Annotated in this window: 15 protein-coding genes; 4 read left to right on the top strand and 11 right to left on the bottom strand. The window is 56.4% G+C overall.

Going from position 1 to position 12,517, the window contains the following annotated elements; genetic code table 11:
* Position 1: 1 nt before the first annotated feature.
* From KHU29_RS17480 to KHU29_RS17465, 4 genes are all read right to left on the bottom strand, one after another.
* Positions 2–241, bottom strand: a complete 240-nt coding sequence (locus KHU29_RS17480) for a hypothetical protein (protein ID WP_211454212.1) — start codon at positions 239–241, stop codon at positions 2–4.
* A 15-nt stretch (positions 242–256) separates the two neighbouring features.
* Complete coding sequence (trbJ, locus tag KHU29_RS17475; protein ID WP_211454210.1) at positions 257–1,009, bottom strand: P-type conjugative transfer protein TrbJ; 753 nt, start codon at positions 1,007–1,009, stop codon at positions 257–259.
* Between the two features lie 247 nt (positions 1,010–1,256).
* Positions 1,257–2,012: a plasmid replication initiator TrfA gene (trfA, locus tag KHU29_RS17470; protein WP_211454208.1), complete on the bottom strand. Its 756-nt coding sequence runs from the start codon at positions 2,010–2,012 to the stop codon at positions 1,257–1,259.
* 142 nt (positions 2,013–2,154) lie between these two features.
* Positions 2,155–2,376 carry a DNA-binding protein gene (locus KHU29_RS17465; RefSeq protein ID WP_211454207.1) on the bottom strand — a complete coding sequence of 74 codons (222 nt, stop codon included), beginning with the start codon at positions 2,374–2,376 and terminating at the stop codon, positions 2,155–2,157.
* A 104-nt stretch (positions 2,377–2,480) separates the two neighbouring features.
* Here KHU29_RS17465 and KHU29_RS17460 point away from each other — a divergent pair, with 104 nt between their 5' ends.
* Complete coding sequence (locus KHU29_RS17460; RefSeq protein ID WP_211454206.1) at positions 2,481–3,494, top strand: hypothetical protein; 1,014 nt, start codon at positions 2,481–2,483, stop codon at positions 3,492–3,494.
* Positions 3,495–3,647: 153 nt separating this feature from the next.
* Positions 3,648–3,881 carry a helix-turn-helix transcriptional regulator gene (locus KHU29_RS17455; protein WP_211454205.1) on the top strand — a complete coding sequence of 78 codons (234 nt, stop codon included), beginning with the start codon at positions 3,648–3,650 and terminating at the stop codon, positions 3,879–3,881.
* Here KHU29_RS17455 and KHU29_RS17450 read toward each other — a convergent pair.
* The 3 genes from KHU29_RS17450 to guaB all read right to left on the bottom strand — a co-directional run bounded on the left by KHU29_RS17450 (position 3,856) and on the right by guaB (position 8,685).
* Entirely contained in the window at positions 3,856–5,064 is a 1,209-nt protein-coding gene (locus tag KHU29_RS17450; RefSeq protein WP_211454204.1) for a tyrosine-type recombinase/integrase, read from the bottom strand. The genes KHU29_RS17455 and KHU29_RS17450 overlap by 26 nt on opposite strands.
* 307 nt (positions 5,065–5,371) lie before the next feature.
* A complete protein-coding gene (gene guaA / locus KHU29_RS17445) occupies positions 5,372–6,952 on the bottom strand; it encodes a glutamine-hydrolyzing GMP synthase (RefSeq protein WP_211454203.1) in 1,581 nt (526 codons plus the stop codon).
* A 272-nt stretch (positions 6,953–7,224) separates the two neighbouring features.
* Positions 7,225–8,685, bottom strand: coding sequence for an IMP dehydrogenase (gene guaB, locus KHU29_RS17440; protein ID WP_211454202.1), 1,461 nt, complete (start codon positions 8,683–8,685; stop codon positions 7,225–7,227).
* 215 nt (positions 8,686–8,900) lie between these two features.
* Here guaB and KHU29_RS17435 point away from each other — a divergent pair, with 215 nt between their 5' ends.
* A complete protein-coding gene (locus KHU29_RS17435; protein ID WP_246542194.1) occupies positions 8,901–9,443 on the top strand; it encodes a DUF4124 domain-containing protein in 543 nt (180 codons plus the stop codon).
* Positions 9,444–9,697: 254 nt separating this feature from the next.
* On the opposite strand, the gene KHU29_RS17430 is transcribed toward KHU29_RS17435, so the two are convergent.
* Both KHU29_RS17430 and KHU29_RS17425 read right to left on the bottom strand, forming a co-directional pair.
* Positions 9,698–10,012 (bottom strand): RnfH family protein, encoded by a 315-nt coding sequence (locus KHU29_RS17430; RefSeq protein ID WP_246542192.1) that lies wholly within the window; start codon positions 10,010–10,012, stop codon positions 9,698–9,700.
* The gene (locus KHU29_RS17425; RefSeq protein WP_211454199.1) at positions 9,996–10,436 is read right to left on the bottom strand and encodes a type II toxin-antitoxin system RatA family toxin; all 441 of its coding nucleotides are present in this window, start codon (positions 10,434–10,436) and stop codon (positions 9,996–9,998) included. The genes KHU29_RS17430 and KHU29_RS17425 overlap by 17 nt, the downstream gene beginning before the upstream one ends.
* 67 nt (positions 10,437–10,503) lie before the next feature.
* Here KHU29_RS17425 and smpB point away from each other — a divergent pair, with 67 nt between their 5' ends.
* Complete coding sequence (gene smpB, locus KHU29_RS17420; protein WP_211454197.1) at positions 10,504–10,953, top strand: SsrA-binding protein SmpB; 450 nt, start codon at positions 10,504–10,506, stop codon at positions 10,951–10,953.
* Positions 10,954–11,032: 79 nt separating this feature from the next.
* On the opposite strand, the gene KHU29_RS17415 is transcribed toward smpB, so the two are convergent.
* Together KHU29_RS17415 and KHU29_RS17410 are read right to left on the bottom strand one after the other, a co-directional pair.
* Positions 11,033–11,950, bottom strand: a complete 918-nt coding sequence (locus KHU29_RS17415) for an SPFH domain-containing protein (protein ID WP_092416891.1) — start codon at positions 11,948–11,950, stop codon at positions 11,033–11,035.
* An 82-nt stretch (positions 11,951–12,032) separates the two neighbouring features.
* Positions 12,033–12,494 carry an NfeD family protein gene (locus tag KHU29_RS17410; RefSeq protein ID WP_211454195.1) on the bottom strand — a complete coding sequence of 154 codons (462 nt, stop codon included), beginning with the start codon at positions 12,492–12,494 and terminating at the stop codon, positions 12,033–12,035.
* Between the last annotated feature and the right edge of the window lie 23 nt (positions 12,495–12,517).

Raw genomic sequence — 12,517 nt, 5'->3', positions numbered from 1 at the left:
GTCAGTACCCCTTAAAGCCGCTCTCGCCGGGCTTGCGTACTTTGCCGTCGCCCTGGTGCGTCAGTTGTTTCATGGCGTCGTCTTGTTCTTTTTGGCGTTGCCTTGCCTCTTGATCCGCTTTGCTATCGCAACCAGTCAGCAGCGAGAACAGCGCGACGATGAGAACCGCGACGGTGAGCGCACCCCATTTCCGCTGCGGTGGCGTGAGGTTGCGGGTCAGATTGTTTAGCGTGTGCATCATGTCGATTCCCCCTGGTTAGAAGCTCTTGAAGCCGCTTTGGTTGGATTGCCGCACCGTGCCGTTGCCCTGCTTCATGAGCGTTTGCGTGGCGTCGGTCTGGTTGGATTGGATTTGCGCCTGCGCGGCCAGGAAGTTCGACTGCGATTGCGTCTGCGCGGCGATCAGTTGGCGTAGCTTCTGCAATTGGTCGATGGTCTGGCTGGCGATCATGTTGCCGGCCTGGACGGCCTGCAGCGCACCAGGCGAGCCGGCGGAAATACCTTGAATCTGCTGGATGGCGGCCCGCTCGCTGGTGAACTGGCTGGCGTTCAAGCCGGCCGCCTGCAGGGCGGAATTCAGACCGTCGAACGCTTTGCCGATCAGGGCCTTGTACTGACTGCCGTAGTTGGTCGCGCCAGCGCTTTGCGCGTAACCGGGGTATGCCTGGCGAAACTGCTGGTCGATGTTGCCGGCCGCGTAGCTGATGGCTGTGGTTTGGCTGACCAGTTGCGTGAGCTGGGTCAAATCCTGCTGCGCCTGGCCCCATAGCTGCTGCGGGGCCGCGATCAGGTTTTGCAGCTGCGTATGCACGTCGTTCATCGTCTGCAGCGTCTGCTGAACCTCCGTGTACAGTTGCGACGATTGAATGACCAACTCGCCGTTATTCAGAATCTGCGTGACTTCGGTTGCGCCGCCGTTGCCGGCCACGCTGCCGGCCTGTGCGTTCGAGACAATCATGGTGCATGCCAAGGCGGCAATCACCGCCCTGCGCTTTGCTGTTTGGATCATTTGCTTTTCCTTTTTGGTGTCATCCGGCTTGTGGTTCGGCTGAAGGTTGTCCACAGGTGCCGGGGTTAAATATATGGTTAAAACATGGTTAACGACCCGTCGAATTCGCCGGAAAGACAAGCCTGATGCGGGTTTCGGCGATTTGGGGCGTACTCCATAGGTCGGTAGTCCGTACTTCATAGGTCGGTAGTGCGTACTCCAAAGGTCGGTAGTGGCGGTGCGCGGGCGTACTCCATAGGTCGGTAGTTCATAGCCGCTCCGTATGCACCAGTTCGCCCCGGATTTCGCCATGCTTGAGGAAGCCAACATGGACCAGCTCGGCCAGGGCTGTGACAACCAGCTGTTTGAATTTGCGCGGCGTTTCGGTAGTGCAGCCGCATCCCCGCTGCAAGGTGCCCAACTTGACCGGCACCGGCTCGCGGTGCGAGGCCAGGTAGCCGTGTAACCAGGTGGCGACGCCGGTGGGCAGCGCGAGCCGTTGCGTCCATTGCAGATGCGTGAAATGCACGTCGCCGAACAGCTCGACCATTTCCGGTGCGATGAATACGCGCCACTTCGGCAATCGAGCGCCGGTCGCCTCGTCCTGCCACTCGAATTTCGGGATCATGGACAGGCTCACGCCACGCGCCAGGCGTTTGGAATGGATCGCCAGGGATGTCGCTTGCATGCGCCGCAGGCTCTCGCACAAGCGCTCGATGTGACCCGGATTCGGCTTTGACCTGGTGAGCCGCAGCGCCTGGACCATGCTGTACGCGGTGAACTCGACCGGACGGCCGATTGGCACCTCTTTTGCCAGGTGAATCAGTTGCAGCCATACCGATTCATCGGTCTGGCGCAGCTCTTCCCCGGTGAAGCTGATGCGCGCCGACTGGTCAATGATCGCAATCGTTTCGTTTTTGAAGTAGCGCCGGGGCTGATTGCGATTCCTCGCGTTGAACAGCGCGGAACGCAGGATTTCGTTCGGCATGCAGCGGATTTCGTCGCCCCACAGAGGGAGCTGCACGGCGATAGGTTGCTTCGGCGGCTCCTGTGCCCGTGGCTTACCCTTCGCACGCTCCGCCATGCCCTGGACAAGCGCCAGAAGGTCGGTGCGACTTGAAGGCAAAGCATCGCCTACCGAACGCAAGGTCATGAGTAGCGCTCGCTTATTGCTTGAAGTCGCGGCTCAAGAACTGAGCGATGTCCGATGTCCGAAAAAACAACCGGCGACCGATTTTCACCTTGGCAGTGTTGATGTGCTGTGCCAGTTCGCTATTTGTGCGGAGAAACATCCGCACGGCTTCCGGCGAGCGGTCAAGCAGGACGGCAAGCCCTGACAGCGGGATCAAAGGCCCAAAACGCTCAACCAAACTCTCTTCCATAGTCATGATTTCCCATCCCTTGCGTAAGATTGCGTAACGTGCGGTCGATTGCTGCAGGATGCCGAGGAATGCGGTATGCTTAAACTTATTAAGTTTTCAAAATGGTTGACATGACGAAGACGACAGCAATCACGATCTGGTCGGGCTGTGATTCTGATGTGGAGGAAGCTATCAACGCCGTCATACAGGCGTGGGGGCCGTACTCGGCAAAATCGCGTCGCTTTTCGATTTTTCGGCTACTACGCGAGCAGCTCGACCCTGTGTGGTTCGACTTCTGCCAGCGCACATCTGCATTGAGTTGCGAAAAATTGAATCAGGCTTGGGCGCGATACCAGAATGGGCGAGCTTTCCGCGGCCAACAGAGTTGCCAGGAATTGCCCTTGAAGGGAGCATCTCCACCAAGCCTGCTGGCACAATATCTTGGCTTCAACGAGCTTGATTGGTTTCTCAAAACGGTCGCACGCAATGCCGCAGAGAGAGATATCGACCTAATCCCGACACTAGACAGCCTGCGCGAGCTGGCGATTGCTTGCAGAACGAAGCAGCCCAAGCGGCTGGGAAAAGTGAGGCTATTACCGGGCAAGGAAAAGTGCCGGTACTGCGACCAGCTGACGGAGCTTGCAGTAGCCCTCGCCAATGACGACGACTCAGGCTTGGGTCGTAGTTCGCTCTATTGCAGCGCACATAAGCCCAAGAAGGTGCTTTCTGACGCGGTTGGCGGAAAATACCAAAAGGCGAGGCGGAGCCAAGGGGCTTTCGACCAAGAATTGGAGCGACTCGATTTCCAAAGCTGGGCGGGAATCAAATCAGCATACGCAAAATCGGGGAATCCACTGGTAGATGAGTTTATTTGGCGACTGTCAGTACATCGTCGCTTAACTCATGAGCAACATTCAGAAAAGTTAGGCACGCTCGAAACAAAGTTACGATGGGAAGCCCGCATGATGGTAGATCGACGCATGACTGATCGGAAAAAGGAAATTGTTGCGCTCTTATGTTCAGGAATAACTCAGATTGAAGCAGCGAAACAACTTGGACTGAAGTCGCGCCAAGCAATTTCCAAAGCCCTTCAATCCATTCATGCAGACTATCGGCTAGATCTTCACTGCCAAGTTGCCAACTGAGGTGTAATCGCTCCTGGCAGAGTTCATTACGATGCGTGTACACGCATCGCTTTTGCGCTGCAATCTTCATGTCAACCATTTTGAAAACTTAATAAGTTTAAGCATGCCGCATCCCTTGGCATCCTCTGGCATCAACAGGAAGGATGAGACGAAATGCGGAAAGAAAAGACATTGATCAATCGAAAAAAGCTGCTGGCGATGATTCCGCTTTCGGAGCGAACCATTTTCAACATGGAACAGCGTGGCGACTTCCCGCGTCGTATCGTGCTCACCAGCCGGAACGTAGCCTGGGATTTGGCCGAAATCGAGGAATGGATCGAGTCGAGAAAGTCATCAAGCGCCCAGCCAATACGTCCAGGGTTCACTCCGCCGGCCGTGGCCGCTTGATCGCCCATTCGTCAATCATGTCGGCCCAATCCTGAAGCATGGCTGTGCGCTGCTCCCGGTACTCGGCCTTGTTGTAAACCGCCCGCACTCCCCGCTGCTCGTGCGCAAGGCACTTCTCAATCCAGTCGGTGTTATAGCCGGCCTCATGCAGTAGCGTGCTGGCCGTTCGCCGCAAATCGTGCGGCCCAAACTTGGCGAGTGGTTTTCCTTCCTTCTGCGCCAGCCTGTACGTCAGCGTCAGCACCTGGTTGAGTGTCGCGCTGCTCATTGGCGTATCAGAATCGTACCGAGACGGCAGCACATACTCCGAACCGCCGGCAAAAGTCTTCAACGCAATGAAGATGTCCAGCGCCTGGCGCGACAGGAATACCAGGTGTGGGTTACGCCGCTTCATCCGCTCCTTTGGGATCGTCCACAGCGCCTCGCTAAAATTGATCTCGCTCCACGTCGCATTTGTCAGCTCGCTTTTGCGGACCATCGTCAACAGCAGCAACTTCGCCGCCGCACGGATCGATGGCGTGGTGCCAATGCGCTCGATGTACTGGTACATCAGCCCGATTTCATCAGGCGTCAGCGCACGGTCACGCGGCTCGAATTTGGCTATGGTCGTCGGGCGCACAAGCTCGGCCGGATTCTCGACCTTTTGGCCCCGTTCGATGGCCCAGCGATAGACCTGCAACACCACTTCACGAGCATGTACTGCTGTCGCCGGAGCGCCCCGTTCCACAATGGCATCGGTCAATGCTCGCAAGTCTTCGTGGGTGATTTCGATCAACTTTTGATTGCCAAATTTCGGCTTCAACTCGCGCTCGAAAATCGACCGGCGCATGTCGCGGGTGGAGTCGGCCATCTGGTAGCCACGCAGCCATTTTTCCGCCCAGGCTCCAAACGTCTCGGCGTCCTTGGTGCGCGCCTTGTCCCGCGCCTTCTCTTTCGCCGGCGACTTCCCGCCGGCGATCATCTTCTTGGCTTCGCCCAGCTGCTCGCGGGCTTCCGCCAAGGTAATACCGCCTACGCCATAGCGCCCGAAGGTGATGGTTTCCTGCCTGCCGTTGATCGAGTAGTTGTAGCGAAAGGAGATCGACCCGCCGGTGGTGACGGCTACATAAAGGCCGTCGCGGTCGTTCACTTTGTAAAGTTTCTCTGTCGGCTTCAGGTTGCGCAACTTGGTATCAGTGAGCATGGCTTCCTTCCTCTTAGGCAAGAAATACCATGATCGAAAATCGCACGACAAAACAATGCAACTTACTGATTACAAACAGTTTATTGAATTTTGATACCATGCGCCACATGAGACACATGGCATGGTATCGAGTGCCGATCATGGCATCGCTTCGCTATCATACCATCAAGAATGCCATGAAAAAATGTTGCTTGCCGTTGCCAACTCGTGCCAGTCAATGCCAAACAAAACAACAAAAAAGCCCGCTAAATCACGGGCTTATGTGTAGTTTACTACCTATGAGTGCCAGCAGTTGCCAGACATCAAATCATTCCCACTCAATCGTCGCCGGCGGCTTACCGGAAATATCGTACACCACACGATTGATGCCACGCACCTCATTGATGATGCGGTTAGACACCCGCCCCAGCAACTCATGCGGCAAATGCGCCCAATGCGCGGTCATGAAATCCTGCGTTTGCACTGCACGCAGGGCAACCACGTATTCATAAGTACGGCCATCGCCCATCACACCAACCGATTTGACCGGCAAGAACACCGCAAACGCCTGGCTGGTCTTGTCGTACCAGGACTCGTCCTCGTCGTCCTTGGTATTGCGCAGCTCTTCGATGAAGATGGCATCAGCGCGGCGCAGCAGGTCGGCGAATTCCTTTTTGACTTCCCCCAGGATCCGCACACCCAAACCCGGACCAGGGAACGGATGGCGATACACCATCGCATGCGGCAAACCGAGTGCGACGCCCAGCTTGCGCACTTCATCCTTGAACAATTCGCGCAGCGGTTCCAGCAATTGCAGGTTCAGGGTTTCCGGCAGGCCGCCGACATTGTGGTGGCTCTTGATGGTGTGCGCGGCGTTCTTGCCTTTGCCGGCGCTTTCGATCACGTCTGGATAAATCGTCCCTTGCGCCAGCCATTTTGCATTCTTCAGCTTGGCCGATTCGGCCTGGAACACTTCAACGAATTCACGGCCGATGATCTTGCGTTTCGCTTCCGGATCGGTGACGCCGGTCAGGTGGCCCATGAATTGTGCCGTGGCGTCGACATGAATCACCTTGACGCCGAGATTCTTGGCAAACATCTCCATGACCATCTTGCCTTCGTCGAGGCGCAACAGGCCGTGGTCGACGAATACGCAAGTCAGCTGATCGCCGATGGCGCGATGGATCAGGGCTGCGGCGACACTGCTGTCAACGCCGCCGGACAAACCCAGGATTACTTCGTCGCTACCGACTTGCTTGCGGATCGACTCAACCGCCTCGGCGATGTAGTCCGGCATGTTCCAGTCTGGTGTGCAGCCGCAGATATCGATGACAAAGCGCGTCAGGATCGCTTCGCCTTGCACGGTGTGGGTGACTTCCGGATGGAACTGCACCGCATAGAATTTACGCTCTTCGTCGGCCATGCCGGCGACCGGGCAGTTCGGGGTCGATGCCATCAGCTTGAAGCCTGGCGGCATTTCATTGACCTTGTCGCCGTGACTCATCCAGACTTTCAGCATGGCGTGCGAATCGGGTGTGACGAAATCGCTGATATCTTTCAGCAGCGCTGTATGACCCCGCGCACGGACTTCGGCGTACCCGAATTCACGGACCTTGCCCATCTCGACCTTGCCGCCCAGTTGCTCGGCCATGGTTTGCATGCCGTAGCAGATGCCGAACACCGGCACGCCAAGCTCGAATACTGCTTGCGGTGCACGTGGGGTATCGCCGTCGGTGACGCTATTCGGGCCGCCCGACAAGATCACGCCGGCAGCACCATAGTTACGGATGAACTCGTCGGACACGTCGTAAGGATAAACCTCAGAAAACACGCCAGCTTCGCGCACGCGCCGTGCGATCAGTTGGGTTACCTGGGAGCCGAAATCGAGGATGAGGATTTTTGAGTGCATGGTGGAGGCCTGGTAGCTGATTTAGCAAAAAATGAGAATTTTTAAACTGCACGCGCCACCTGCGACTATGCCGCAGGTGGCGCGTTCATGAGACAGAGTCAAGACCGTGTGTAGTGCTTCGTGAATGGAGGAGCCATAGAAGTGGTGCATTTTAGTGTCAGGCTAGGCGTAAACCGGAGCGATAGTGGAACTATCGCGAGGATTTGCAACAACGCCTGACACTAAAAGGTGCCGCTTATATGGTTTCACCATTTGCGAAACACTGCACCAAATCAATCGGTACGATAGTTTGGCGCTTCCTTGGTAATCTGCACATCATGGACATGCGACTCGCGCATGCCGGCTGAAGTGATTTCGACAAACTCGGCTTTTTCGCGCAGCTCGTCGATCGTCGCACAACCGCAATAGCCCATGGAGGAACGTACGCCGCCGACCAGCTGGTACAAGATGGTCAACACGCTGCCCTTGTAAGGCACCCGGCCCTCAATGCCTTCCGGTACGAACTTGTCAGCCTTGTTGGCGGAATCCTGGAAGTAGCGGTCGGCAGAACCGTCCGACATCGCACCCAGGCTACCCATGCCGCGATACGATTTGTAGCTGCGGCCCTGGAACAGGATCACTTCGCCCGGCGCTTCTTCAGTACCGGCGAACATGCTGCCCATCATCACGGTGGAGGCGCCAGCTGCGAGTGCCTTGGCGATGTCACCCGAAAAACGGATGCCGCCGTCGGCGATACATGGAATGCCTGTGCCCTTGAGTGCTTGCGCGACGTTGGAGATGGCGGAAATCTGCGGCACGCCGACACCAGCCACGATCCGTGTAGTACAGATCGAGCCTGGGCCGATGCCGACCTTGACGCCGTCAGCGCCATGATCAGCCAGCGCCTTGGCGGCGGCAGCGGTAGCGATATTGCCGCCGATGACTTCAACCTGCGGGAAATTCTGCTTGACCCACTTGACGCGATCCAGCACGCCTTTGGAGTGACCGTGCGCGGTATCGACCACGATGACGTCGACGCCGGCTTTCACCAGCAACTCGATCCGTTCTTCGTTATCGGCGCCGACGCCGACTGCTGCACCAACCCGCAGCTTGCCCTGGCTATCCTTGGATGCCAGCGGGTGCGAGGTGGACTTCTGGATATCCTTGACCGTGATCAGGCCGCGCAGCTCGAAGGCGTCGTTGACCACCATCACGCGCTCCAGGCGGTGCTTGTTCATCAAGCGCTTGGCTTCCGACAGATCGGCGCCGTCCTTGACGTACACCAGCTTTTCGCGCGGGGTCATCTTGGCGCTGACTTCCGCATCCAACTCTTCTTCAAAACGCAGATCGCGGTTGGTGATGATGCCGACCAAGCGGTTGCCGTCGACCACCGGGAAACCGCTGATACCATGCAGTTCTGACAATGCCATCACTTCACGGATGCGCATGTTCGGCGGAATCGTGATCGGATCACGCACCACGCCGGATTCAAAACGCTTGACCTTGGACACTTCGCGCGCTTGTTCTTGCGCGGTCAGGTTCTTGTGAATAATGCCGATGCCGCCCTCTTGCGCCATGGCGATCGCCAGCCGGGCTTCAGTCACGGTGTCCATTGCCGCCGACAACAACGGAATGTTGAGGTCGATATTACGGCTCAGGCGTGTCTTGAGAGTAGTGTCTTTGGGGAGGACGTCCGAATAAGCGGGGACTAACAGCACGTCATCGAACGTGAGTGCTTTTTGAAGTAGACGCATAGTTTTTCCTATAGGCGCAAAAGCGAATTATACAGAAATCCAGGCAAGTCGCCTAACGCCGCGCGATTTTAGCCGCAACAAGTAAAATATTTCCACAAAGCACTATCCATCAATTGACATGGCTGGTAAAACATGGCGAAATCTGCGCACTGTTTTTAGTTCTACCTTTCCACCTTTGACTTTTTCCACTTCCAATGCGCCACCAAGGACAAGCAATGAATGCACCTCGCCTGAAACAGGTTTTCTCCGCCACTGCGGCACTGGTCTTGCTCAGCCTGGCGACTTCCGCCCTGGCGCAATTCGTGTGGCTGGATGATAAAGGCGTCAAACAATATTCAGACCAGCCGCCGCCGCCTTCTGTCCCGAACAAGCGCATCCTGAAAGCACCGGGTCAGACCCTGCCGCGCAATGCCGGTTATGTCGGCTCGGAAGATGCGGCAGCTAACGCAGCGACTGCGGACGCTACCGGCGACAGCAAACCGGATACAAAAGCAGCGCCGACCGTCGCCGAGCAGAATGCCGCATTCCAAAAACGCAAAGCTGATCTGGCAGAGAAGAGCAAGAAAGCCGAGCAGGACGCCAAACTGGCCTCTAACAAGGCAGAAAATTGCGCCCGCGCCCGCGCTAACCAGCGCGCCCTGGATTCCGGTGCACGGATTGCCCAGACCGATGCCAACGGCGATCGCTCATATATGACCGATCAGCAGCGAGCGCAGCAAAACGCGCAGAACCAAGAGGCTCTGAACGACTGCCAATGAAATAAGAAGTGAAGTAAACCTGCCACCGCCGCCGCAGGGTGGGCTTGCGTAGCACCGAAACAGGTATGTGCATGGAGAGAATTCCGCGTGGGCATTCGTGCCCACCCTACGGGTATTTACGTACCCGTCGTTCAGCGGCATTTTTTCAAGAGGCGCTGAACGATTGTCAATGGAATATGACGTGAAATCGCCGCCGTAGGGCGGGCACGAATGCCCACGCGGACCGCGATAACCGGAGAACAGGCCCGCGCCACTCAGCGGGCTTTTTTATCAGCGCGCTTGCGGCGCGACTCCATCGGATCGGCAATCAACGGACGATAGATTTCAATCCGGTCCTGATCGCGCAATACGGTATCCAGCGTCTTCAGCTTGCCATAGATGCCGACCCGCCAGCAGCTGAGGTCGATTTCACGTATCTCCTCCAGCAAGCCGCTGCGTTTGATGCCGTCATGCAGCAGCGTCCCAGCCGGTACCGACAACTGCTTCAGAGCCTGCACACCGGGGCTGGCGTAACAGACCTGGATACGTATCAGTGTTTCGGGGGCGGCCTTGTCAGTCATGATGGCCATATACCGCGTCGGCGCGCTTGCAGAAGGAATCGACGAAACTGTTGGCGATCATGCTGAATACCGGTCCGATCAGTTTTTCCAGGATCTTGCTGGAGAATTCGTAATGCAAATCGAATTCGATCTTGCAGGCATCGGCCCGCAGCGCCTTGAAACTCCAGTTGCCGTCGAGATGCTTGAACGGCCCTTCGACCAGGCGCATCTGCATCGCGCTGGGCGGCGCGTTGCTGTTTTCAGTAGTAAACGATTGCTTGATACCGTGGTAATGTATGTTCAGCGTCGCTACCAGCTTGCCGGCAGCCCGTTCACGTACGTCCACCCCGCCGCACCACGGCAGGAATTGCGGGTAGTCTTCGACCCGATCGACCAGCGCAAACATCTGTTCAGCGCTATATCCCAAAAGTACCGTTTTATGCACTACTGCCATTGAGTATCAACCGTTTGATAGAATCACAACTTGAAATTTTAACCGACCTGCGCGATTTTCCTTATACATGAGCATTATTGACAACAAAAAAGTCTTCCACGACTACTTCATCGAAGAGCGTTTCGAGGCAGGCATGGAGTTGCACGGCTGGGAAGTGAAGTCCATCCGCGCCGGCCGCGCCAATCTGAAAGAATCCTATGTCATTGTCCGCAATGGCGAAATCTACCTGTTTGGCGCCCATATCAGCGCCCTCCTCAGCGCATCCAGCCACGTCCATCCGGAGGCAGTGCGCACCCGCAAGCTGCTGCTGCACGCGGAGGAAATCAAGAAGCTGATCATGAAGGTCGAGCGCTCCGGCTACACGCTGGTGCCGATCAACCTGCACTATCTGCGCGGGCGCATCAAATGCGAAATCGGCCTGGCGAAGGGTAAAAAGCAGCATGACAAGCGCGATACCGAGCGTCAGCGCGACGGTGAACGTGAAGTGCAGGCTGCGATGAAGCAGCATCGGCGCTAATCCGTTAAGTCAGACACAATAGAAAACGGCCCCGGCGAAATGTGAATTTCGCCGGGGCCGCGTTTTTTTTGTACCAGTATTACGATTTGGTCTGGGACTTGACCACCTGCAAGGCAGTGGCAATCAAGCCGCTGATATCGCCCATATTGGCCGGGACGATAATCGAATTATTCGTCTTCGCCAGTTGGCCGAAAGCAGCCACATACTGCTCCGCCACTTTCAGATTGACAGCGTCCGAGCCACCTGGCGACTGGATCGCAGCCGCAGTCTTGCGGATCGCTTCGGCGCTGGCTTCGGCAATCGACAGGATCGCTGCAGCCTGGCCTTGGGCGCGGTTGATGGAAGCCTGCTTCTCACCTTCCGATTTGGCAATCGACGCTTCACGCTCACCGGTCGCAATATTGATCTGTTCCTGCTTGCGGCCTTCGGATGCAGCAATCAGCGCCCGCTTCTCACGCTCGGCGGTAATCTGCGCCTGCATCGCATGCAAGATTTCCTTAGGCGGCGTCAGATCCTTGATTTCATAACGCAGCACCTTTACGCCCCAATTCGCGGCTGATTCATCAATCGCGTTGACGATCGTGGTGTTGATGTGATCGCGCTCTTCAAATGTCTTGTCGAGTTCCATTTTGCCGATCACGGAACGCAAGGTGGTTTGCGCCAGCTGCGTGATAGCGGCAATATAGTTGGAGGAACCGTAGGAAGCGCGCATCGGATCGGTAATCTGGAAATACAAGATGCCGTCCACCTGCAACTGCGTGTTATCGCGGGTGATACAAACCTGCGGCGGCACATCCAGCGGGATTTCTTTCAAGATGTGCTTGTAGGCGACGCGATCGATGAACGGCACCACAATGCTCAGCCCCGGCCCCAAGGTTGCATGATATTTACCGAGACGTTCGACTACCCACGCATGCTGCTGCGGCACCACTTTGATCGTCTTGGCTATAAATATGACAACAATCACCAGCAAAATTAACGAGACGCTTCCAAACATGATTTTTTTCCTTATGAATTGATAATAGAGTCGAAGCAGGATCGATCGCCACACTACTGCAGAGCGAAAGACAGGATACGTGCTAGTGCTGATCCGGGCTGTTACCTACAATCAGCCGGCTGCCGCGTATTTCGTGAATAAAAAACAGACCGGCATCGGCATTTGCCGCCGGCGCCAGCTCGACATCCCACATCGCGCCGCGATACTTGACGCGCGCTGTATATGCCCCCGCACCATTGGTACCGGCATCGTGCTGCCACTGTTCGACCGTGATCGACTGGCCGATATCCAGATTGACATTGGGATCGCGCTCAGCCTTGACTCTCGTGCGGCGGCCGAACTTACTCCGTCGCAACACATAGGTGGCGGCCAAAGCTACCACGGCAGCAGCCAGCAATTGCCATTCCACGCCAAAGCCCAGCAGCGCGACGACACTGCCGACGGCGAGGCCAATCGCCACCATCAACAAGTACAAGGTAGTAGTGAATAGCTCTGCCATCACCAGTACGCCAGCTGCCAACATCCACATCACCCATCCGGCCATATGCCATTCTCCGTTATGTAGAG

This window comes from Collimonas antrihumi (assembly GCF_018304965.1).
Lineage (GTDB): Bacteria > Pseudomonadota > Gammaproteobacteria > Burkholderiales > Burkholderiaceae_D > Collimonas > Collimonas antrihumi.
The sequence above is the reverse complement of the archived record's forward strand: the minus strand, read 5'-3'. Positions and strand labels throughout refer to the sequence as shown.